The sequence below is a fragment of the Meiothermus taiwanensis WR-220 genome (assembly GCF_003568585.1).
GTDB classification, from domain to species: domain Bacteria; phylum Deinococcota; class Deinococci; order Deinococcales; family Thermaceae; genus Meiothermus; species Meiothermus taiwanensis.
In genome coordinates this window covers 2081859-2101936 of the sequence record NZ_CP021130.1, presented here as the reverse complement: position 1 = coordinate 2101936, position 20078 = coordinate 2081859, and the positions used below count along the sequence as shown (strand labels likewise).

General features: G+C 62.1%; 19 protein-coding genes. 5 read left to right on the top strand and 14 right to left on the bottom strand.

Features of this window, described 5'->3' with window-relative positions; translation table 11 throughout:
* The first annotated feature begins 1 nt into the window (after position 1).
* Positions 2-1003 carry a FecCD family ABC transporter permease gene (locus tag MTAI_RS10300; RefSeq protein WP_027887546.1) on the top strand — a complete coding sequence of 334 codons (1002 nt, stop codon included), beginning with the start codon at positions 2-4 and terminating at the stop codon, positions 1001-1003.
* 228 nt (positions 1004-1231) lie between these two features.
* On the opposite strand, the gene MTAI_RS10295 is transcribed toward MTAI_RS10300, so the two are convergent.
* The 5 genes from MTAI_RS10295 to paaA form a co-directional block, all read right to left on the bottom strand.
* Entirely contained in the window at positions 1232-1816 is a 585-nt protein-coding gene (locus tag MTAI_RS10295) for a hypothetical protein (protein ID WP_027887545.1), read from the bottom strand.
* Between the two features lie 115 nt (positions 1817-1931).
* Positions 1932-2414: a 1,2-phenylacetyl-CoA epoxidase subunit PaaD gene (gene paaD / locus MTAI_RS10290; RefSeq protein ID WP_027887544.1), complete on the bottom strand. Its 483-nt coding sequence runs from the start codon at positions 2412-2414 to the stop codon at positions 1932-1934.
* 1 nt (position 2415) lies between these two features.
* Positions 2416-3174 carry a 1,2-phenylacetyl-CoA epoxidase subunit PaaC gene (gene paaC, locus MTAI_RS10285; RefSeq protein WP_027887543.1) on the bottom strand — a complete coding sequence of 253 codons (759 nt, stop codon included), beginning with the start codon at positions 3172-3174 and terminating at the stop codon, positions 2416-2418.
* The gene (locus MTAI_RS10280) at positions 3164-3727 is read right to left on the bottom strand and encodes a phenylacetic acid degradation protein (RefSeq protein ID WP_027887542.1); all 564 of its coding nucleotides are present in this window, start codon (positions 3725-3727) and stop codon (positions 3164-3166) included. The genes paaC and MTAI_RS10280 overlap by 11 nt, the downstream gene beginning before the upstream one ends.
* Before the next feature lie 18 nt (positions 3728-3745).
* On the bottom strand, positions 3746-4717 hold the full coding sequence (gene paaA, locus MTAI_RS10275; RefSeq protein WP_027887541.1) for a 1,2-phenylacetyl-CoA epoxidase subunit PaaA: 972 nt from the start codon (positions 4715-4717) through the stop codon (positions 3746-3748).
* A 122-nt stretch (positions 4718-4839) separates the two neighbouring features.
* On the opposite strand from paaA, the gene MTAI_RS10270 reads away from it, so the two are divergent.
* Both MTAI_RS10270 and MTAI_RS10265 read left to right on the top strand, forming a co-directional pair.
* The gene (locus MTAI_RS10270; protein ID WP_027887540.1) at positions 4840-5373 is read left to right on the top strand and encodes a ribonuclease FAU-1 family protein; all 534 of its coding nucleotides are present in this window, start codon (positions 4840-4842) and stop codon (positions 5371-5373) included.
* Positions 5374-5416: 43 nt separating this feature from the next.
* The gene (locus MTAI_RS10265; RefSeq protein WP_027887539.1) at positions 5417-6568 is read left to right on the top strand and encodes a pyridoxal phosphate-dependent aminotransferase; all 1152 of its coding nucleotides are present in this window, start codon (positions 5417-5419) and stop codon (positions 6566-6568) included.
* Between the two features lie 263 nt (positions 6569-6831).
* Here the strand turns inward: MTAI_RS10265 and MTAI_RS10260 are convergent, their stop codons facing one another.
* Positions 6832-8697 (bottom strand): LamG domain-containing protein, encoded by a 1866-nt coding sequence (locus MTAI_RS10260; protein ID WP_187388543.1) that lies wholly within the window; start codon positions 8695-8697, stop codon positions 6832-6834.
* A gap of 192 nt (positions 8698-8889) precedes the next feature.
* Between MTAI_RS10260 and MTAI_RS10255 the strand changes: the two genes are divergently transcribed.
* A complete protein-coding gene (locus MTAI_RS10255; RefSeq protein ID WP_027887537.1) occupies positions 8890-9246 on the top strand; it encodes a winged helix-turn-helix domain-containing protein in 357 nt (118 codons plus the stop codon).
* Between the two features lie 212 nt (positions 9247-9458).
* Here the strand turns inward: MTAI_RS10255 and MTAI_RS10250 are convergent, their stop codons facing one another.
* The 4 genes from MTAI_RS10250 to uvrC all read right to left on the bottom strand — a co-directional run bounded on the left by MTAI_RS10250 (position 9459) and on the right by uvrC (position 15451).
* Positions 9459-10664, bottom strand: a complete 1206-nt coding sequence (locus tag MTAI_RS10250; RefSeq protein ID WP_027887536.1) for a class I SAM-dependent methyltransferase — start codon at positions 10662-10664, stop codon at positions 9459-9461.
* Positions 10665-10845: 181 nt separating this feature from the next.
* Entirely contained in the window at positions 10846-12144 is a 1299-nt protein-coding gene (gene thrC / locus MTAI_RS10245) for a threonine synthase (protein ID WP_027887535.1), read from the bottom strand.
* Positions 12145-12368: 224 nt separating this feature from the next.
* The gene (locus tag MTAI_RS10240) at positions 12369-13385 is read right to left on the bottom strand and encodes a homoserine dehydrogenase (RefSeq protein WP_027887534.1); all 1017 of its coding nucleotides are present in this window, start codon (positions 13383-13385) and stop codon (positions 12369-12371) included.
* 263 nt (positions 13386-13648) lie between these two features.
* Positions 13649-15451 (bottom strand): excinuclease ABC subunit UvrC, encoded by a 1803-nt coding sequence (gene uvrC / locus MTAI_RS10235; protein ID WP_027887533.1) that lies wholly within the window; start codon positions 15449-15451, stop codon positions 13649-13651.
* Between the two features lie 195 nt (positions 15452-15646).
* On the opposite strand from uvrC, the gene MTAI_RS10230 reads away from it, so the two are divergent.
* Positions 15647-16048 carry an NADH-quinone oxidoreductase subunit 15 gene (locus tag MTAI_RS10230; RefSeq protein WP_027887532.1) on the top strand — a complete coding sequence of 134 codons (402 nt, stop codon included), beginning with the start codon at positions 15647-15649 and terminating at the stop codon, positions 16046-16048.
* Positions 16049-16059: 11 nt separating this feature from the next.
* Here MTAI_RS10230 and MTAI_RS10225 read toward each other — a convergent pair whose 3' ends face one another.
* Genes MTAI_RS10225 through MTAI_RS10210 form a run of 4 tightly spaced genes read right to left on the bottom strand, consistent with a single transcriptional unit; the run spans position 16060 to position 20014 of the window.
* Positions 16060-17178: an MraY family glycosyltransferase gene (locus MTAI_RS10225; RefSeq protein ID WP_027887531.1), complete on the bottom strand. Its 1119-nt coding sequence runs from the start codon at positions 17176-17178 to the stop codon at positions 16060-16062.
* Positions 17179-17224: 46 nt separating this feature from the next.
* The gene (gene upp, locus MTAI_RS10220) at positions 17225-17851 is read right to left on the bottom strand and encodes a uracil phosphoribosyltransferase (protein ID WP_027887530.1); all 627 of its coding nucleotides are present in this window, start codon (positions 17849-17851) and stop codon (positions 17225-17227) included.
* A gap of 42 nt (positions 17852-17893) precedes the next feature.
* Positions 17894-18736 (bottom strand): phosphotransferase family protein, encoded by an 843-nt coding sequence (locus MTAI_RS10215; protein ID WP_027887529.1) that lies wholly within the window; start codon positions 18734-18736, stop codon positions 17894-17896.
* 30 nt (positions 18737-18766) lie between these two features.
* Positions 18767-20014, bottom strand: a complete 1248-nt coding sequence (locus MTAI_RS10210) for an MFS transporter (protein WP_027887528.1) — start codon at positions 20012-20014, stop codon at positions 18767-18769.
* Positions 20015-20078: the final 64 nt, after the last annotated feature.

Sequence of the window (20078 nt, the reverse complement as noted above, 5' to 3'; positions counted from 1 at the left end):
CATGCTCTACTCTAGAAGGTTTGCCCCAACGCTGCTGGTATATCTGCTGGCCCTAGGACTGCTGGTGCTCTCCTTTCTTTTAGCCATCTCCCTGGGGGCCGCCAACATCCCATTGGATGAGGTGTGGCGTCTGCTGTTCTACCCGGAGGGCAGCAACAACGCCCTGATTGTGCACACCTTGCGCCTGCCAAGAGCAATCGTGGCTGCGTTGGTAGGAGCTTGCCTGGGGGTGGCCGGGGCTATGATGCAAGGCATTACGCGCAACCCCCTCAGCGAGCCTGGGATTATGGGGGTTAATGCGGGGGCCGTGCTAGCTATACTGGTAGCCCTGGTTTTTTTCCCCGACCTTCCTCCATGGAGCACCGTGGTGGTGGCCGCTGTAGGTGGGGTTGGGGCTGCGGTGCTGGTCTATAGCATCACCCTGAGTGTGGGGCTTACACCGGTTCGCTTGGCCCTGGCCGGTATCGCTGTGGGTTCCATGCTGGGCGCTGCGGCCAGCTTCTTGCTGATTATCTTTGAAGACCGTACTCGAGGGGTTTTGTTTAGCCTGTCGGGCAGTGTGGCCGGCCGTACCTGGGAACACGTCTGGACGCTGCTACCCTGGGCTGTGCCCGCTTTGTTGCTGGCCCTGATCCTGTCTCATCAGGTTAACTTGCTCAGCCTTGGGGAGGATGTGGCCCGCGGATTGGGAACCAGGGTGGAGGTCATTCGACTGGTGAGCACAACCCTGGCTGTGCTGCTGGCCGGTGCCGCGGTGAGTGTGGCGGGGCCCATTGGTTTTTTGGGGCTAATGGTACCCCACGCGGCCCGGGGCCTGGTAGGCCCAGATTATCGTCGGGTGATCCCCTTGTCGGCTATTTTGGGCGCGAGTCTGATGCTGCTATCAGATCTGGCGGCGCGCCTGATTGACAAGCCGCTGGAGACGCCTGTGGGAATTTTGATTGCCGGCCTTGGGGCGCCATTCCTGGTGTATGTAGCCCGGCGCATGGCTGTGAGAGACTGATGCCGGATTCGATTAGTTCGATGCTGGAAGGCGGCGAACTTCGCCGAGCGCAGCGAGGGGTTTGCTGTGGGGTTCAGAAAGAAAGTCTCTGGAGGTCTTGGCCTTGGATGACTATTTTTTCTGAGCCCCCACTTTAATGGGCTTGGAATAAATAGACGGCCCACCTGGGGCCGTCCGTACACCGAAGCGGTTAGGGCGGGTTGATTTGCGCTTGAGCGCCGATAAAGACTAGAAAGCCAGAACCCCCTGTCCGCCGCCCCAGGTGATGGTCATGGTGCAGCCGGCTAGGTCGGGGTTGCTGGTGGTATTCACCGTTCCGCTCAGGGTAGCGGTGTTCGGCCCGCCGCTCTGCAGGATGTTCAGCAGGGTTCCAAGGTTGCTGAAGCTGAGGCTGCCGTTGCTGATGTTGCCCACGCTATAGCCGCTGCCCGACTGGGTCAGGGTGAATTGCACGTTTTCGGCCTTGGCCTCGGCCTCCCGCGGCCCCGTAGGGGGGTTATCCGAGACCGTGAGCTCAAGGCTCATGGTCACATTGATGCTGCTGGGGGGCGTGGAAGGACAGCCGCTCAGGGCAACCCCTGAAATAGCCAGGTTGTAGTTGAACCCGGTGGGCGTAACCGGAAGGCTGAGGGTGATGTCGGGGAAGGTGGTGTTGACGCTCAGACTGCCGGTGGCGGCCGGGCTGGGGCCAAGGTTAATGGAGGTTTGCTGCCCTTCCAGCCCAAAAGGGTTGTTGATGGGCGGGCTGCTGACCAGTCCACAACCAGCCAAGGCCAAAACCAAAATGCCGATGAGGGATCCTGCCCGCTTCATAAATACCTCCCGTTCGCTCTTCGGAGCAAGGAAATTGTACACCCACGCCCGGGGGGAACTTAGTTACATTTGACCAAAAAATGGGTTTTGGGGCTTTATACCAAATATTTGCTGTCTACACGGTTTTGAAGCCCTCGAAGGGCTCCTGGCAGTTGTTGCACACGTAGATGGCCTTGCACAGGGTGGGGCCAAAGGTGTTTTTTACCGATGTGTTGAGGGAGCCGCAGCGGGGGCAGGGGGTGGGGGCGGGCTCGAGCTCTATCAAAAAATCCTGCGCGCTGCTGGGTTTGGGGGGTGCAATCCCGTACCGGCGCAGGCGCTCCTTGGCCTCGGGGGTGATCCAGTCGGTGCTCCAGGGGGGGGACAGAACCGTCCGAACCTCGACCGAATCGAAGCCCAAAGCGCGGGCGGTGCGCTCGAGCTGTTCTCGGATGAGGTGCAGGGCCGGGCAGCCCGAGAAGGTGGGGGTCATGGTGATGGTGGCTTTGTTGCCCTCGATCTCCACACCCCGCACGATGCCCATCTCGACCACGTTGACCACCGGAATCTCGGGGTCGGGAATCTGGGCCAGGGCTTTCCAGACTTGCTCGGTGGTCATGTTACCAAACCTTGGCTTCGGCGTCCCAGCGGGCGGTGGACTGCATCTCGGCCAGAAGGCTCCACAGGTGCTCGGTGTGGTAGGCGCGGGAGGTGGGCTGGTAGCCGGGGTTGATGGGCAGCTTGAGGCCAGCGGCTTGCAGGTGGCGGGTGCTGTGCTCGAGCCAGCGTTCTTTTACGGGGGCCAGGTCGGGCACGAGGCCCTCGGCTATTAGCAGCTCTTCACCAGGGATGGGCACAAAAAGCTGCTGGGCATAGCTCCACTGCATCTCCAGGGCCTGCTGCAAGCGCCGGTTGGACTCCTCGGTGCCCTGGCCCAGCCGCTCGATCCAGGCCTGGGTGTGCTGCAGGTGGAAGCGCTCCTCGCGGATGATTTTTTGCACGGCCTCGGCCAGAGGCGGGTAGGTGCTGTGCCGGGCGGCCTCGAGCCAGAGCGCCTCGTAGAGGTCGAACAGGTACTGCCTGAGCATGGTGAAGGCCCAGTCGCCCTTGGGCAGCTCCACCAGCTCGCAGCAGCGGTACTCGTTGGCGTCGCGGAAAAAGGCCAGTTGGTCGGGATCGGAGCCGTCGAGCTGCTGGCGCAAACCATACCACAAGGTGGCGTGGCCCAGCTCGTCCTGCACAATGTTGGCCAGGGCGATGTCCTCTTCCAGAATAGGCCCATGGCCGACCCACTCGCTGTTGCGGTGGGCCAGGATGACCTCGTCGTCGGCCAGCGCGGTCAGTTTGGCGATCAGGGCCTCACGGACTTCACTCCTCATCTTCCACCCCCCGCCACCGTTTGTGCTTGCTGATGTGAGAACCCACCGTGGCGTAGTACTGCTGCTGCTTGTAGGTTTTATCCCTGGCCGGGGCAAACCAGCTTTCCACCGTCTCCTGGCTGGGGTCGCTCTGGTACACCTTATCGGCCGGAACAATCCACCAGGCCAGGGCCTCGCTGTCGCTGAAGCGGGCCTGGGCTTGTTGGAGGGCCTCCTCGGGCGTGCGGGCCTCCACCTCGCCCACATGGTCCACAAAGGTCATGGAGCGCTTGTGGCTGGTTTTGCGAAAGACCAGGTATCGGCAGGCCGTGCCCAGGCTGGGATCGGCTTTGGCGGTTGCCAGGCCCTCGAGAATCTCCTCTTTGGTCCAGGCGTAGACATCTTCGGCTCGAGCCACCCACATGCTCACCGCCTGGGGCCGCCGGGCAAAGACATTACGGGCGGTCAGGAGGGCGTGTTCGGGGTCGACGGCGTGCACCGAGCCCACCGCCTGATGGGGCTTGGAAGGGGTGTCCTGCTTGAAGACTTCCCAGCGGGGCCATTGTGTATCCATAAGGCCTCCTCCGCAGCGCTACACGGCAAGGGCGGCCTTTTGCTTCTTGGCGGCGTAGGCTTCCAGGGCCTCGCGCACCCAGGCCCCCTCGGCATGGGCCCGCCGACGGGCCTCCAGGCGCTCTTTGTTCATGGGGCCGTTGCCGCTCACCACCTGCCAGAACTCGTCCCAGTTGATGGGCCCGTGCCGCCAGTTGCCGGTTTGTTCGTCGTAGCGCAGCTCGGGGTCGGGGATGCTGAGGCCCGCTTCCAGGATCTCGGGCGCGTGCTCGTTGATGAACTCCTGGCGCACCTGGTCGTTGGTCTTGGTCTTGATACCCCAGCGCACCAGAATTTCGGTGTTGGGGCTGTCCTTGTCGTGGGGGCCCATCATCATCAGGGCCGGCCACCACCAGCGGTTGATGGCGTCCTGGGCCATCTGGCGCTGCTTGGGCGTGCCCTTGGCGTAGAGGAGCACCATCTCCTTGCCCTGCTTGTGGTGGAAGGTCTCCTCGGCGCAGATGCGCACCATGGCCCGGCTGTAGGGGCCATAGGAGCACTGGGCCAGCATGGTCTGGTTCTTGATGGCGGCCCCGTCCACCAGCCAGCCGATGGTACCGATGTCGGCCCAGGTGAGGGTGGGGTAGTTGAAGATGGAGGAGTACTTGGCCTTGCCCGAGAGCAGGGCTTCCAGCATGGCCTCGCGCGATATGCCCAGGGTCTCGGCGGCGTGGTAGAGGTACTGGCCGTGCCCGGCCTCGTCCTGCACCTTGGCCACCAGGATCATCTTGCGCTTGAGGGTGGGGGCGCGGGTGATCCAGGCCCCCTCGGGCAGCATCCCCACCACCTCGGAGTGGGCGTGCTGCGAGATCATGCGAATGAGCTGGCGGCGGTACTCCTCGGGCATCCAGTCGCCGGGCTCGATCTTTTCCCCGCGGGCGATGCGGGCCTCAAACTCGCGCAGGCGCTCGTTGTAGTCGGGGTCGCTGGGTACTCCGTACTTGATTGGCATATCTCCTCCCACCTACCAAACTAACGCTCGTTAGTTTTTGCTAGTTTAGCTCGAGGCGCCTCAAAAATCAAAGTGATTAACACACAGACCGGGAACGGCCGCCGTATCCATGGCCTGCTAGGATGACCCCTGTGATCCGCTACCCGATTGGACAGGTTGTGCGCATCGAATTCTGGAAATACCCGGCCCACACCCTGCACTACTGGTGGGAGGCCCGGGTTCACGAAATGCGCGAGGACGCGCTGCTGGTGCACATGCCGCTGGGCTTCGAGTTTCACCACGAGAGCAAGCAGCGGGTGCTGCGGGTGGGCCACCAGGCCTACGTTGCGTTCTTTGTGGGGCGTTGGTATTCGGGCGGCCCCGACCTGGATGCGGAGGGCAGGGTGCTCGAGTACTACTGGAACATCCAGACGCCCCCGCGCTTCGAGCCCGGGCGCATCTGGCAGTACGACCTGGAGATAGATGTCAAGTGCAAGGCCGACCACGCCTGCCAGACCTTCGACCTCGAGGAGTTCGCAGGCAAAGCCCCGCTTTACCCGGCTGAATGGGTGGAGCAGGCCCTGCGTGCGGTGCAGCAGGTTGAAGAGCACATGCGGCAGGGCGCGTGGCCGGTGCGACCCCCTGAGCCGGGGAGAGGCTGGCTCGAGCGGCTCTAACTACCCTTGACCTGAAGCCCCGAACCCAGGACAATCTACGGATATGCGAGGCCTCTCCAAGCGCGTCAAAACCATGAAGCCGTCCTCCACCGTGGCGGTTAATGCCAAGGCCCTCGAGCTGCGCCGGCAGGGTGTCGACCTCATCGCCATGACCGCAGGCGAGCCCGACTTCGATACCCCGCAGTTCGTCAAGGACGCCGCCGCCCGGGCCATGGCCGCCGGCAAAACCAAATACGCCCCACCGGCGGGCATCCCCGAGCTGCGCGAGGCCATCAGCGCCAAGTTCAAACGGGAGAACGGGCTGGATATCCCCCCCGACCAGACCGTGGTGACCGTGGGCGGTAAACAGGCCCTGTTCAACCTGTTCCAGGCCATCCTCGACCCCGGCGACGAGGTAATCGTAATTGGCCCTTACTGGGTGAGCTACCCCGAGATGGTGCGTTTTGCCGAGGGGGTGCCGGTGGAGGTCAATACCGGCCCCGAGTCGGGCTTCATTCCCGACCCCGCCGAAATTGAGCGCAGGATAACCCCCCGTACCAAGGCTATTGTGGTTAATTCTCCCGGCAACCCCACCGGGGCGGTGTACCCCAAAGAGGTGCTGGCAGCCATCGCCGAACTGGCCAACAAGCACGACTGCTACATCGTCTCCGACGAAATTTACGAGCACCTCATCTACGAAGGCGAGCACTTCTCGCCCGCCCACGTGGCCCCCGACCGTACCATCACCGTCAACGGCGCGGCCAAGGCCTTTGCCATGACCGGCTGGCGCATCGGCTACGCCGGAGGCCCCAAGGACGTGATCAAGGGCATTATCGATGTCTCCAGCCAGTCCACCACCAGCCCCGACACCATCGCCCAGTGGGCCATGGTGGAGGCCCTGAACAACGTGGAGGAAGCGCAAAAGTTCATCTCCATGGCCCGCGAGGCCTACCGGGCCCGCCGCGGCATCATTGTGGACGGCCTGAACGCCCTGGGCCTGCCCACCCCCAAGGTGAGCGGGGCTTTTTATGTCCTCTCGGATGTCTCCAAAATTGACCCCGATGAGAACAGGGCGGCCCTCAAGCTCCTCAACGAGGCCAGGGTAGCGGTGGTGCCGGGAACCGATTTTGCCGCCCCCCACCACGTGCGCTTCAGCTACGCCACCAGCGAGGAGAACATCCGCAAGGCCTTAGAGCGCATCGCCTCCATTCTGTAGAAACCCTAGCAGAGACCGCCCAGTCCTTTCGACCGCTGCGCTTGGCCTTGTCTAAAGTGAGCATCATGACCGACGGGTGATTGCGGGGTAGCTTGTTGTGTCTGTCGATCGCTAGAGCGTTGTACCGGGGTCATCCAAAGCAAGAGGCTGTCTTTTGGCATCCCAGGGCAGGCCCTTCCAAGGGGCGGTATCGCCCTCCGCTACGCGGATAACTTCGGTCGGGTTAGTTCGCCGCCTTCCGGCATCGAACTAGCCGAAATTTGTTACTTGCGAGCAACCCAGGCGCGAAAGATACTGCCGGTATCTCTGCCATAGCCGCTCAGGGCCAGACCAACCCGCCGGATCTCGAGGCGGTCGGCGCCTGGGTAGATGTCGCGAAGGGCCCGGTACAGCACGGGCTCATCGTCGAGGTAGACCTGAAACTGCCCTCCATCGCAAACGGCGCGAAGCCGGACAGGCACGCCGAAATAGAGTTTATCGGGTACATGCGTCCAGACTTTGCTGTAGGGGTCTTCGTAGCCCGCCAGGCGCAGCATGGCTACTACCGCGTGCTCGCTTTCATCAAGGGATAAGGCCACCACCAGGTGGTGCTGGGCATCCTGCCAGAAACAGACCCCGGCCCGGCTTTGCGCTTGCCGTTTCCCATTTTTTTCGGGAGGTAGGATTTCACACTCCAGATCGGCGAAGTTGGCTTGTTCCCAGGGGATGGTGTAGACGGTGCGCTCGAGGCCCGCGGCTTCAATGGTTAGCCCGCCCTCGGCAGGCATCAAGGCGCCGGGCCCCATGGTGGGCTCCCAGGTGAGCAGCAGGTTTTCGGCGGCCTGGTTGAGGTGGGGGACAAAGACCGTCTGCTGGCCTTTTACCTGCCAGGGGTGGCCCAGTTCCAGTGCGGGTGGCAGATTGATTTCCCGGGGGTGCACCTCGAGGTCGGCGGCCTGTCCTTTTAACCCCACCCCAGTTTCCTGGCCTAGACGGGGCTCGTGCAGAGGCTTTTCGCTGAAGAGTGGGCTACCGTCCAGGGTAATGTTGAGGGCCTGCCCGTCATCCAGCACCTGCACCCAGTGGGGGTCTTGGGTGAGGTATGGGTGGGGTTCACTGGCTAGCAGATATGTTTTGCCCCCGTACCGCAGATGCAGCCGAACCTCCTGGCGGCTGAGCTCGAGGGCTAGGTGGTGATCCGGGTCGCGGTAGCGCCAGATGAGGCTGGCCGGTGCTGTAAGCCGCACATGGAACAGCCCCCCTGGTTCCCTGGGAGTCAGTAACATACCCGGCCCTTCCAGCCGCCAGACCCCCCCCAGGGCGGCTTTACGACCCAGCTGGGGCTGTGGGTCTACAATCAGGGCTGTACCGTACCCTTGCCATTCAGGCACGTGCACCACCCGCACCCCGTACACGCGGGTATCGGCCTGGCCTCCATTTTCCCCCAGGATGGACTGGTGGATTCCGGCGTACAGCACCGGTGTGCCCAGATCGTAGGGATCTATAGCCAGCGGGCGTAGTCTGGGCAGTGCGGGTAGGTGTCGGTGACCTGCGCTGGATCCAGCGTAAAAGATGACCCCTTTCGCACGGAGCACCGAGAGGAAATAGATAGGGATGTTTGGCATGTCCAAAAGCAGATGCTGCAGTCCTTGCACCGTTGCGGCACACAGTCTACCGTTGGCGATGGGATGCCCTTGCATTACGAATGCCTGGCCGGCCTCGAGGGGCCGTGCGGGTGCGGGGTGATCAAACCAACCCACCGCCAGATTTTCTTGCAGCAGCGTGGATGAAAAATGTGCCTTGAAGGGGCTTTTGAGACTGGGGTGGGGCTGTCTTCTGGAGGGGTGCTGTGCAGCTTCGAGGGGCTGGGAGAAGGTTTGGGAGTTGTTGTGGCCGTTGAGCATGAAAACCCCAAAGGCCAGGCCGGCCTGGGCTGTGAAGGGCCCATAGGCGATGCCCTGCCGGCCCCAGCCAGGGGTGTCCAGTGGTGCGAAGCGCAGAGCGCCCGACTCCACTGAGATTTTGGCCTCGGCATCTACCCCCAGCCGGATGACCCCGCAGTCGCTGGTACTACCAACCACTTCACCGTACAACACGTCTTTGGTAAAGCGATCCTGAATCTCGTGAAGCGAAGGTTTGAGGCTTTTCATTTGAAGACCACGTGATAAGACTGTATCTAACTGCCCATAACACCGACGTAAAGCCAGGGGAACACAGCCCTTAAACGTAAGCAATTTTCCACGTTACTTGCCTATGCAAGGCCATCGAGTACGAAACGATGTGGTAACGCATGCAGATAACGAAAGCCTGCGGTTGACCCGGCCCTCGTGTACGCTTAAGTCATGCGGCTCAGGATGAAATTCTGGCTCGAGTCCGATTCGGGTGGCTTTGTGCTGGGCCCTGGAACCCTACGCCTGCTGCAGGCAGTTGCTGAGCAGGGCAGCCTCAAGGCCGGGGCTAAGGCAGTTGGGCTAAGCTACCGCACAGCATGGGATCGCCTTAGGCAAGCCGAGACCGGCCTGGGGTTTGCTTTGCTCGAGCGCTTCTCGGGCGGTGAGGGGGGCGGCGGCAGCGCCCTTACAGCGGAGGCGCTGGAACTGATTGAGCGGTATCGAAGCTTTGTTTTCAGCGTGCAGGGGGTGCTCGAGGCTCGCTTTCAGGAAGCCTTTGAAGGCTGGAAAGGGGAGGGCCGGAAATGAAAAATGTAAAATAAATATGTAGCATATAACCATTTTTATCTAGACACTACGTGCATAAATCTGCAATAGATTGCAAACTGTTGATTAAAAATAGAACATATGATACATTGATTATGCCAGACGCTTCATGTAGCTCCCCGGTCGCCAGCCGGGGATCCTCCTTTTAGAGCGTTTCCTACGAATACCCCGCTAAAGCGTATTTTGACCGGTGCTCACCGGCCAGACTGCTGGATGGGGGACTTCAGAATTTCGGGGTGAGGGGTGGCTACCACAAACTTTCCCCCCGCCTGGAGATAGGCCTCGAGCACCGGGGGGATCTCGTCGGGTAGGTGATCTAGTAGCAGCAGGTAGTCGGGTCGGGCTTCCAGCAGCTTTTTTGTCCCGTGAATGGGGATATGCACCCCGGCTAGAAAGCGCCCTTGTGTGTTGACATCGCGATCCACTACAAAATCGATAACCTCGTGCCCCAACCCAGCGTAGTTGAGCAAGACCATGCCATGGGTGCTGGCTCCAAAGGCAGCCACCCTCCGCCCGCGTGCGCGCAGCTCGGTGAGCAGGGCAACCAGGGCTTCGCGTATCGCGGCGATGTGGGAGGCAAACTCGAGGTAATAGATTGAATCGGTCAGACCAAGCTGCTGTTCTTTTTTTAAGTACCGGTCTACCAGTGTTTCGGCTGGTTGGTTTTTGCCAAGGAAATATCGTAGGTGGCCTGTGTTTAGTTCTTCGAGTGCCACGGCCCGCAAGCCGTGGCGGCTGGCTAGTTGGTGGAGGGCATGCACCGAGAAGTAGTGGAGCCGGTGGTGTGCAAACTGCGCAAACTGCCGGGCCTCGAGCAGCGCACGCACATAGGGCAATTCCAGCACGACCACGCCCTCTGGATCGAGCAGGGCAGCCAGGCTTTCAAACAGGCTGTTGAGATCACTGTAGTAGGTGGGTAGCTGATTGGCCAGAATTACCGCGGCCCGCAACCCCTCTTCGAGCAGCGCCTTAACGTAGCTGCGATTGAAAGGCTCCTCGCGGATATGAATGCCTTTGCTGGATGCTGCTCTGGCCCGCTCAGGGTGGGGCTCGAGGTAAAACACACGGGCCCCGGCCTGTGCGATTTCCTGTAGCTGCAGCGGATTGCTGCCTTCCAGCGCCACAGCCACCGTCTGGGGGCCGATCCGGTGGCTGTTTGGCAAGGTTTCCAGCAAGCTTTCCGCCCATGGCAGAGGAGCCGCCGGGGGGTTCTCGAGGGTATCGCCGGCCAGCTGTACCAGGCTGCAACGCTGACAAAAGGCGACCTCGAGGCTGCCGCGTTCTTCAGGGATGGCTAGTTGGTGGGCGCTCAGAATGCTTGTGAAGGGAATTCTTCCCAGACTGAGAAAAAGCATCAGCTCACCTGAACCACACGAGCGGCAGGTCTTGAGTTTTTTCATGCCAGTCCCCTGATTTGCATATCTGTATGGCGAAAAGGGTACCTATCCGGCCGTGATTGGGCCGTTATCGAGACCTGGCTTGCTTCGCTTGGAGGGTTGGGCTGCTTCGTTAAGGGTGGTTGTGGCTGTTATGACTTGTCCAACGCACCTGTAACGGATTGCTTAACGAAGCAAACCCCTTCTAAAGCAGAAAGTCTTTGAGGGCCTGTAGGGTTGGGCCGATAACCTGCACCTGGGTGGGGCGGCTGTGGAGTGACTGCAGCGCCTGCTCTTGGGGGGGGTGCTGGCCCAGGGCTTTCAGCACCACATCGGGAAACTTGGCCGGATGGGCACAGGCCAGGCTGATAAGGGGGGTGGGGTGGGCGGTCTGCTGGCGGTAGCGAGCCTGGGCCTCCAGGCCAACGGCTGTGTGTGGGCAGGCCATGTAGCCGGTGGCCTCGTAGGTTTTTTGCATGCGCTCGAGGGTGGCTTCATTCGAGACCGTGGTGCCCCAGACCCAGGCGCGCAGCTTTTCCGGCCCCAGCAGGGTGTACAGGCGCTCAAAGTTGCTGGGCGAGCCCACGTCCATGGCGTTGGAAAGGGTGGCGATGGTGGGGTGGAACTGGTAGGCCTCGGCCTTGCCCTGCAAAAAGTCGGGGAAGAAGTGGTTGTCGTTGTGGGCCGCGATGAACCGGTGGACGGGCTGCCCCATTAGCGCAGCCAGGATTCCGGCCGTCAGGTTGCCCAGGTTGCCGCTGGGAACGCAAAAACTGATCTTCGATGGCGATGCCTGGCGGTGTAGTTGGGCAAGGGCCCACAGGTAGTAGAGGGCCTGGGGTAGCAGGCGCCCAATGTTGATGGAGTTGGCGCTGCTCAGGGGCAGGTGGGCGAGTTCGGGGTCTACGAAGGCCTCCTTGACCATACGCTGGCAGTCGTCGAAGGTGCCCTCCACCGCAAAGCTGCGCACGCCGGGGCGCTGGACAATGAGCTGGCGCTCCTGCACCTCGCTTACCTTGCCCTTGGGGTAGAGCAAGACCACTTCGATGTTTTCCTGCCCGGCGAAGCCATCGGCCACGGCGCTGCCGGTGTCGCCCGAGGTGGCTACCAGGATGATGCGGTGCTCATTCCGCTTACGCAGGAAATACTGCATCAGGCGGGCCATGGTGCGGGCCCCAAAATCTTTGAAGGAGAGGGTGGGGCCGTGGAAGAGCTCGAGCACGTACAGGTCGTCCGATAGCTTTACCAGCGGACAGGGGAAGTTCAGGGCATCGTGGAGGATGGCTTCCAGGTCGGAGATAGGAATATCCTCCTTAAGCCATTCCCCCAGGACGGCCACCCCCACCTCGGCGATGGAGCGGGCGCCCAACCAAGCCTCCGGCGCAATTTGGGGAATGCGCTCGGGGATGTACAGCCCCCCATCGGGGGCCAGCCCCTGGAGCAGGGCTTCCTCGAAACTTACCAGGTTTTTATGGGGGTCGCGGGTGCTGTAGTAGCGAACCATGATGGGTATTTATGATAACTGGAAGCCCCATGCCCCTTCGAACTGCTCAATTGTTGCGCTCCTGAGCGGTTGGGGCCTGGGGTGATACCAGATTCGGTTAGTTCGTCACCGAATGGTGGCGAACTAACCCGACCGAAGGGAGTGGTGCAAACCGCAAAGATACGGGCTTTCGGCCTGCGGGTGTGCATGGGTAGCTCCGGCAGGTAAAACGCCTGCCAAAGGCCTTATACCTCCTCGAGCTTTTCTGCTTCCTGTGCCGGTATCGGCGCGGCTGTCGGTATGGGCAGGTGGCCGGGTGTGCCAAGCAGCACCCGGTACAGGTCGCCCAGCACGGCGCTGGCCGTCACACCCCCGCCGGCGCCGGCCCCGGCAAAGACCAACTGCCCTACCGGCTCGCCCCTATAGACCATGGCGTTGCGCCCACTGCCCATGGTAACCAGCGGGTGCGACTCGGGCAGGCGCACCGGGCGTACCGCCGCCACCCATTCGCCATTTTCGGGGTAGAGGCTGGCCACCAGCTTGATGGCGTGGCCTTCGGCCCGGGCTTGCCGGAGCAACTCCGGGGTGAGGTGCTGGATGCCTCGAGTGCGCTGCAAGACCTTTTCCCAGGAGAGCCCAGGGTCTACCGTGAGCCGCCCCAGCACGCAAATCTTGTGGGCCGAGTCAATGCCGCCCACATCCAGGTTGGGGTCGGCCTCGAGGTAGCCCAGGTCGCTCGCTTCCTTGAAGGCCTGTTCATAGGTAGCGCCCTCTTCCATGCGCCGGATGAGGTAGCTGCAGGTGCCATTCACGATGCCGTGCATCTCCAGGGTCTGGTTGCCCCACAGGCTTTGCAAGGCGCCGATGATGGGCGTTCCGGCCATCACACTGGCCTCGTAATACAGGTCGCCCTGCTCGGCGTATTCGCGCAGCTCGTTCCAGCGCTCGGCCAGCAGGGCTTTGTTGGCCGTGACCACCGGCAGGCCCATCTCCAGGGCCTGCAAGACCAGGTCGCCGGCGGTGGTGGTGCCCCCGGCCACCTCCACCAGCACGTCTATATCGTCCAGGAAACCCTCAGGGTTGTTGGTCAACAGCCTCGAGGGAATGCCAGGGCGGCTTTTCTCTATGTCGCGCACCAGCACTCGAGCCAGCTCGACCCTAACGCCCAGCGCACCAAAGCGGGCCTGGTGTGCAGGCAAAAGCTGTGCAAAAGCGCTCCCGACCGTTCCGCCCCCCATCAGGGCCACACGCACGGTTTCCATAGGGGTAAGCCTACCGTTTCGAAAAGCGGAATGCCAGCCTCTGGTGTGGGGGTTGGTCTAATACCAGATTCGGTTAGTTCAGCACCGGAAGACGGCAACCCAACCCGACCGAGGTTATCCGCGTAGCGAAGGGTGAACCGCCCCTTGGAAGGGCGTGCGCTGGGATGCGAAAAGATAGCCCCTGCAGGTCTTTGCTTTGGACGGCTGGCTTTTTGAATCCGAGATGATCTGCCCGAACACTCCACGACGGCAGCGGGAGCCGCTCAAGCAGATGTTGATTGGGAAGACGTGGTTGCGTTGAGCGCCTTTAGCACGGCCTGGGCGCTGCGCTTGTCGAGGCCTGGCAGCTTGGCCAGTTCCTCCACGCTCATGGCCTTGAGCTCTTCCAGGGTGGAGAAGTGGTTCATCAGGGCCAGCTTGCGGGCCGGGCCAATGCCCTTTATATCGTCGAAGATGCTCTTGAGGGCTTTCTGATTGCGCAGTTTGCGGTGGAACTCCAGCCCGTTGCGGTGGGTCTCGTCGCGCTGGTAGATGAGCAGCTGCAGCGCAGGATGGCTCAGTGGCAGGGCGATGGTTCGGCCGTCAGGCAGAACCAGGGTTTCTTCACGCTTGGCCAGCCCCACCAGCGGGATCTCCAGCCCGGCCTGCTGCAGGGCTTTTTGCGCGGCCCGCACCTGGCCCAGTCCGCCGTCAATCAGGATCAGGTCGGGGATGGGCATCTGCTCGGCCAGGCTGCCGGTGAAGCGCCGGAGGATGGTCTGCTCCATGGAGAAAAAGTCGTCGGGCTGGCCCTTCAGGCCCCTAATTTTGATGCGGCGGTACTCGGCTTTTTTGGGGCGACCCCCTTCAAAAACCGTGATGGAACCCACCACGCTCTCGCCCAGCAGGTTGGATATGTCGTAGCCCTCGATGCGGTAGGGGCGGCGGGTGAGCCCCAGCACCTCCATCAGCCCCTTGAGGCCGGGGTGGTCGCCCTTGCGCTCCAGTAGCTTGAGTTCGGTCTGCAAGGCGGTCTGGGCGTTGTGCTGGGCCAGCTCGATCAGGCGGGTTTTTTCCCCGCGCTGGGGGACGCGCACCTCCACCTTGCGCCCCTTGGAGCTCAGGAAGGCCGAGAAAGCCTCCTGCGCTTCTAGCTCGAAGGGGAGCAGCACCAACGGGGGTAGGGGGGTGGCTTCCAGGTAGTAGTCGCGCAGGAAGGCTTCCAGCAACTCGGCGTCGCTGGCCTCCTTGACCCCCTCCACAAAGCGGCTGATGCGCCCCAGCATCTGGCCCCCGCGCACCTGGTAGTGCTGGATCAGGGCATAATCGCCGGCCCGGGCAAAGCCCAGGAAGTCCAGGTCGCCCAGCTCGGGGTCGTAGGCTTGCTGGTCGGTGCCGAAAAAGCTCTTCACCGCGCTGATCTGGTCGCGGATTTCCGCGGCCCGCTCGAAGTCCTGGTTTCTGGCGGCCTGGCGCATCTGCTGCTCGAGGCTCTCGTACAAGGCCTCAATTTTGCCGTCCAGCAGGTTTTCCACCTGCTGCACAGCCATCTGATACTGCGCCGGGTCGGCCTGGCCCACGCAAGGTGCCAGGCAGCGGCCCATGGCGTGGTTCAGGCAGGGGTAGCGCCTTTTCTTGAAGGGGTAGCCGGAGTTTTTGCGCAAGGGGAAGAAGCGATCCACCAGGCGCTTGATGCGCCGCACCACCGAAGCCTCGGGGAAGGGCCCCCAGTAGCGGGCCCCGTCGTCCTGCACCCGGCGCACCACCATCAGCATGGGCCACTCCTCCTGGGTGAGCTTGAGGAAGGGGTAGTGCTTGTCGTCCTTCATCAGGACGTTGTAGTGGGGGCGGTGGTGCTTGATGAGATTGGCCTCGAGCAAAAGCGCCTCCACCTCGTCGCGCACCACGATAAAGTCGAGGTGGGTGGCCTCCTGGCAGATGCGCAGACCCTTGCCCTCGGCGTGGAAATAGCTGGTCACGCGGGCCTTGAGGTTTTTGGCCTTGCCCACGTAAATGATGTGCTCGCCGGTTTTCCAAAGGTATACGCCCGGCGTTTCGGGGAGCGGGGGTAGGTCTTCGAGCCGCATCTGAGCCCTATCCTAGTACAGCCCTGCGGGCTTTGTGTGACCTGGTGCTGCTCACGAGAAACCTCACACCCTGGCTCGTTGCAGTAGGCGGCGGATAAGCGTTTTCCGTGGCGACCCCGGATATTGAAGGTATGGCCTGGAGCTGCGCGGGGCCGATTTTAGACTTTATGCCCCCAAACCGATAAACTAAGGGCCATGAGTGCTGCGCACGACCACCATGATCAGATGCTCTACCAGGCCTGGGTGCAGGTGATCGAATGGATGAAGGAATACGCTGCCGAAAAAGGCGTGCAATTTAGCAAAGAGTCCGACTTCCCCGACTTCATCTACCGCATGGAGCGCCCCTACGAACTACCCACCACCATGATGGCGGTTTCGCTTTCGGACGAGCGAGGTGAACCCTTCTTTTTCGCCTCGGTCTCGCCCCGCCATGCCAAGCTCAAGCACGTGGCGTTCCGGGTGCCGGGTGGGCATGTGCACTACCACGCCCACTGGGAGGAAGGCCAGGGGTTGGTGCTCGAGGGCAAGTTTCCCCTTACCAAAGAGAAGCTCTACCAGATGGCCGACCGGGCCAGGGTTGCGCTGGTGCGGACATAGCGGAAAGCCTGTCAGGGTGCCTGGCTGGGGTTTATCGGGGATTGCCTGGCCTCCTTCCAAACAGCCCTGAGCCGGCGCCAAACGGTAAACCCCAGCAGGGAGGTAATTCCAGCGGCGGTAACCCCTATAACCAGCGGGCTTACCTTCTGCACCTGCATGGCCAGCAGATTGAACAGCAGGGTCACAATCCACAGGGTGATGGTGGTGCGGCGCTGCGAGAAGCCCTGGGCCAGGAGTCGGTGGTGGATGTGGTCTTTGCCTGGGGTGGACAGCGGGTTTTGCTGCCTGAGTAGCCGACGAATAAACACCTGGGTGGTGTCCAGGATGGGCAGCAGCAAGAAAAGCGCGGTGGGAACCAGGGAGAATGCGGTGGTCACTTTGAGGCTGCCCAGCAGGGCCGTGGCCGCCAGAACGTAGCCGAAGAAGTAAGCCCCGGCGTCGCCCATGATGATTTTTGAAGGATAAAAGTTGTGTCGCAAGAAGCCAAGCGCGGCCCCTGCAAGCGCGGCCAGTACCAGCGTAGCTGCAGCCCACTGAGGGTTCTGGGCCGAGACCGCCAGCAGGCTCATGGCGGTGATAAAAGCAATACCGCCGGCCAGTCCGTCTATGCCGTCCATCAGATTAATTGCGTTGGTGATACCAATGACCCATACCACCGTTAGCATCACGCCCCAAAAGGGGTCGAGCGCGGTGCCGAAAGCAGCGTGAAAGCGGATGTCCACCGCAACCAGCAGCAAAGCGGCGAGTAGTTGTACTAGAAGCCTAAACAGCGGTGGCAGGCCAAACTGGTCATCCACAAAGCCCACCAGCACCAGGATGGCCCCACCCAGCAAAATGGCCAGCACCTGCACCTGTACTTCCTGAATCAGGATGGGGCGTAGGGTGGTGGCTACGATTAAAGCAGCGACCACGCCCGAAAAGATCGCCAGGCCGCCCGCGTTGGGCAGGGGTTCTTTGTTCAGGCGGCGGGCATTGGGCTGGTCGGCCCAGCCCACTTTGAGGGCAAACTGCCGTACCCTGGGCATGAACCGCCAGGTGACCACCCAGGCCACCACAAAGGTAAAAACCACGATGAGCCAGCCCGAACCGCTGGGGTTGGCAATGCCAATGGACTTCAGAAACTCGATCATCCCAATTGACCCAGCCTACCGCGAATGGGTGAGGAATGTAACTGCCTTACCTGGTTCCGTAGATTCGGTCGCCGGCGTCCCCCAGGCCGGGCACAATATAGCCGTGGTCGTTGAGGTGGCTGTCCACCGCGGCGACCACAATCTCCACGTCGGGATGGGCTTCCTGTACACGCTTAATCCCCTCCGGGGCAGCGATGATGCTCATCAGTTTGATGTGGTGGGCCCCTTTGGACTTCAGTATCGAAAGGGCGTGCACGGCGCTGCCTGCGGTGGCCAGCATGGGGTCGGTGAGGAAGACCCGCCGCTCGGCAATGTCGGAAGGCAGCTTGCAGTAATACTCCACCGGCTGCAAGGTGTTGGGATCGCGGTAAAGGCCAATGTGGCCCACTTTGGCCGCGGGAACCAGCTTGAGAATGCCATCTACCATAATGAGGCCAGCCCGCAAAATAGCCACCACAGCCAGCTTTTTGCCCGAAAGCATATGGGCGGTCATGGTGGTAAGGGGGGTTTCGATGGTGACCGGGTCGAGCTCGAGGTCGCGCATGGCCTCGTAGGCCATGAGCATGGTGACCTCTTCCATGAGTTCGCGGAACTCTTTGTTGCCGGTGTTCTTATCGCGAATGATGGCCAGCTTGTGCTGTACCAGGGGGTGATCTACCACGGTCAGTTTCATGCTCAGTGAATCGTAACACCGGGGCAAGGGTGGGGGCAAATATCAGGTCAGCTCCGGGCGAAACTCCTGGTAGAACCGCAGGGCTTTGGGCATCTTGTCGGCGACGGCGGCCTCGAAGCCGGCGGGTTCTTTGGTGCGGAACCAGTGCATGTCGTGCAGGTAGGTGAGGGGAACCCAGAAGCGCAGACGGCGCCACAGGGCTTGCGGCTCTGGGTAGCACGACACGATGTATTGCAAGGCGGCCAGTGCCTGCGCTTCGCCCAGCATCACCAGGGTTCCGGTGGTCAGGATGGCCAGGTCGCGGGCGGGGTCGTCGGGCTGGGCCCGTATCCAGTCCACCACCAGGGCCTCCGGTACTCCCTGGGCCTCGGGGTGCTTGAGGAGAATGTTGCCCGCGTGGGGATCGCGGTGGCAGAAGGCCTGGGGGGTTCCGGCCACTTCTTCGATATGCTCCCAAAGCCAGCCGACCAACTGCCGGGCCTGGGGCAGGTCGTGCAGGGTGCGACCAAACTGCTGGAGGCGGTTTTGCAGGCGGGTGCGGCTGACCACGCCGGGCTCCGGGATGGCATGGAGCCGCATGAAAAAACGGGCCAGCTCCTCCAGGGCGGCCTGACTGAAGCGCTCGGGGGTGAAGTTGGCCCCCGGATAGCGTCGGGTGACCAGGATGCCGTGCTGGTTGAGGTTGTAGGTCTCCACCACCCAGTCGCCCAGCCCGGCCTTGGTCATGTTGAGGGCCTCGAGCCGCGCGGCGTAGATGCCGCCGGGTTGGGAGGTGGGGGGATACACTTTGAATACCAGCCCATCGCCGGCGAAGGTGCGGGCCTCGCCGCCCCCGGCCAAGGGGGTCAGGCGCATCTGATAGCGGGCCTCGAGGGCCGGTAGCATCTCCACCTTGCACAGGATACCCGCACCGGGTCAGTCCGAGGCAACCTGCGGGGGTGGAACGGAGGGTTCGACCTTGGAGGGCGGCGTGTGGGCCAGGGTTTTGGGCCAGGGGAAACGAGACATCCAGAGGGCCGCCGAGAGGGTGAGCAGACCCATAACGGCCACGCCAAAGCGGGCCCCCAGGGTGTCGATCAGCAGGCCTGAAATGTAGGCTCCCAGCGGGCCGGAGCCCAGCAGAACCATCGAGTACACCGACATTACCCGGCCCCGGATGCGGTCGGGGGCCAGGAGCTGCACGGTGGTGTTGGAGTTAATCAAGGTGGTGATCATGCCCAGGCCGGCCAGGCCGAAAATAAAGGCCACCCAGGCTGGGGGAAGTGGCAGGGCCAGACCGATCAGGGCCAGGCCCAGCAAGCCGCTGCCCAGCACAGCCCGCAGGGGGCGGGCTCTGGAGGCCAGGGCCTGGATGAGGGCCGCCACAATAGAGCCGAGCCCCACCGCCGACATCAGGAAGCCAAAGCCCTGGGCATCGAGCCCCAGCTCGAGCCGCGCGTAGGCCGGCACGATGGTCTGAAAGTTCATGCCCAGGAGGCTGGTCAGACCCACCAGCACCACCACCTGCCGCACCAAAGGATGCCCCCAGACAAAATGCATGCCCTCGAGGGCCTCTCGCAAGACCCCATCGCGCTTGGCCTCCACTTTGGGATTGGGCACCCCAAACAGCACCACAATGAGCGGCAGGAAGGAGAGAGCGTTGGCTAGATAGCTCCAGGACAGGCCGAAGCTTGCAATTAGCAAGCCCGCCAGGGCCGGGCCCACGAGCCTCGAGGTGTTGAAGCCAAACGAGTTGAGGGCAATGGCCCCCGGATAGCGCTCTTTACCGGCCAGCTCCACCGTGAAGGCCTGCCGTACCGGCAGGTCGGCGGCGTTGAACATGCCGTATAAGAAAGCAAACACCAGCACATGCTCGTAGCGCACCCAGCCACCAGCGATGAGCACAAACATGCTCAAGGCCAGCAAGGCCATGCCGCCCTGGGTGATAAAAAGCAGGTTGCGGCGGCTGTAGCGGTCGGAGAGCACGCCCGCGGGTATGGAGAACAACAGCGAGGGTAGAAACTGCAAGGCCACCACCAGACCCAGCCGCTCGGCGCTGTTGGTGAGCTCGAGCACCAGCCAGCCCTGGGTGGCGGTCTGCATCCAGGTGCCCAGCTGGGAAAGGAACAGTGCGATCCAGTAGGTGCGGTATTTGGGGTCACGCAACAAGGCTAATGCAAGCACCCGCCCATCATACTCCTAAACTGACCCGTGGGTCAGTTTAGACCGGCCCTGGCCGATCACGCCG

Excerpts from the sequence above, each read along its gene's own strand:
- MTAI_RS10300 (WP_027887546.1), top strand. The coding sequence starts at position 2 with ATGCTCTACTCTAGAAGGTTTGCCCCAACGCTGCTGGTATATCTGCTG.
- MTAI_RS10295 (WP_027887545.1), bottom strand. The coding sequence starts at position 1,816 with ATGAAGCGGGCAGGATCCCTCATCGGCATTTTGGTTTTGGCCTTGGCT.
- paaD (WP_027887544.1), bottom strand. The coding sequence starts at position 2,414 with ATGACCACCGAGCAAGTCTGGAAAGCCCTGGCCCAGATTCCCGACCCC.
- paaC (WP_027887543.1), bottom strand. The coding sequence starts at position 3,174 with ATGAGGAGTGAAGTCCGTGAGGCCCTGATCGCCAAACTGACCGCGCTG.
- MTAI_RS10280 (WP_027887542.1), bottom strand. The coding sequence starts at position 3,727 with ATGGATACACAATGGCCCCGCTGGGAAGTCTTCAAGCAGGACACCCCT.
- paaA (WP_027887541.1), bottom strand. The coding sequence starts at position 4,717 with ATGCCAATCAAGTACGGAGTACCCAGCGACCCCGACTACAACGAGCGC.
- MTAI_RS10270 (WP_027887540.1), top strand. The coding sequence starts at position 4,840 with ATGACCCCTGTGATCCGCTACCCGATTGGACAGGTTGTGCGCATCGAA.
- MTAI_RS10265 (WP_027887539.1), top strand. The coding sequence starts at position 5,417 with ATGCGAGGCCTCTCCAAGCGCGTCAAAACCATGAAGCCGTCCTCCACC.
- MTAI_RS10260 (WP_187388543.1), bottom strand. The coding sequence starts at position 8,697 with ATGAAAAGCCTCAAACCTTCGCTTCACGAGATTCAGGATCGCTTTACC.
- MTAI_RS10255 (WP_027887537.1), top strand. The coding sequence starts at position 8,890 with ATGCGGCTCAGGATGAAATTCTGGCTCGAGTCCGATTCGGGTGGCTTT.
- MTAI_RS10250 (WP_027887536.1), bottom strand. The coding sequence starts at position 10,664 with ATGAAAAAACTCAAGACCTGCCGCTCGTGTGGTTCAGGTGAGCTGATG.
- thrC (WP_027887535.1), bottom strand. The coding sequence starts at position 12,144 with ATGGTTCGCTACTACAGCACCCGCGACCCCCATAAAAACCTGGTAAGT.
- MTAI_RS10240 (WP_027887534.1), bottom strand. The coding sequence starts at position 13,385 with ATGGAAACCGTGCGTGTGGCCCTGATGGGGGGCGGAACGGTCGGGAGC.
- uvrC (WP_027887533.1), bottom strand. The coding sequence starts at position 15,451 with ATGCGGCTCGAAGACCTACCCCCGCTCCCCGAAACGCCGGGCGTATAC.
- MTAI_RS10230 (WP_027887532.1), top strand. The coding sequence starts at position 15,647 with ATGAGTGCTGCGCACGACCACCATGATCAGATGCTCTACCAGGCCTGG.
- MTAI_RS10225 (WP_027887531.1), bottom strand. The coding sequence starts at position 17,178 with ATGATCGAGTTTCTGAAGTCCATTGGCATTGCCAACCCCAGCGGTTCG.
- upp (WP_027887530.1), bottom strand. The coding sequence starts at position 17,851 with ATGAAACTGACCGTGGTAGATCACCCCCTGGTACAGCACAAGCTGGCC.
- MTAI_RS10215 (WP_027887529.1), bottom strand. The coding sequence starts at position 18,736 with ATGCTACCGGCCCTCGAGGCCCGCTATCAGATGCGCCTGACCCCCTTG.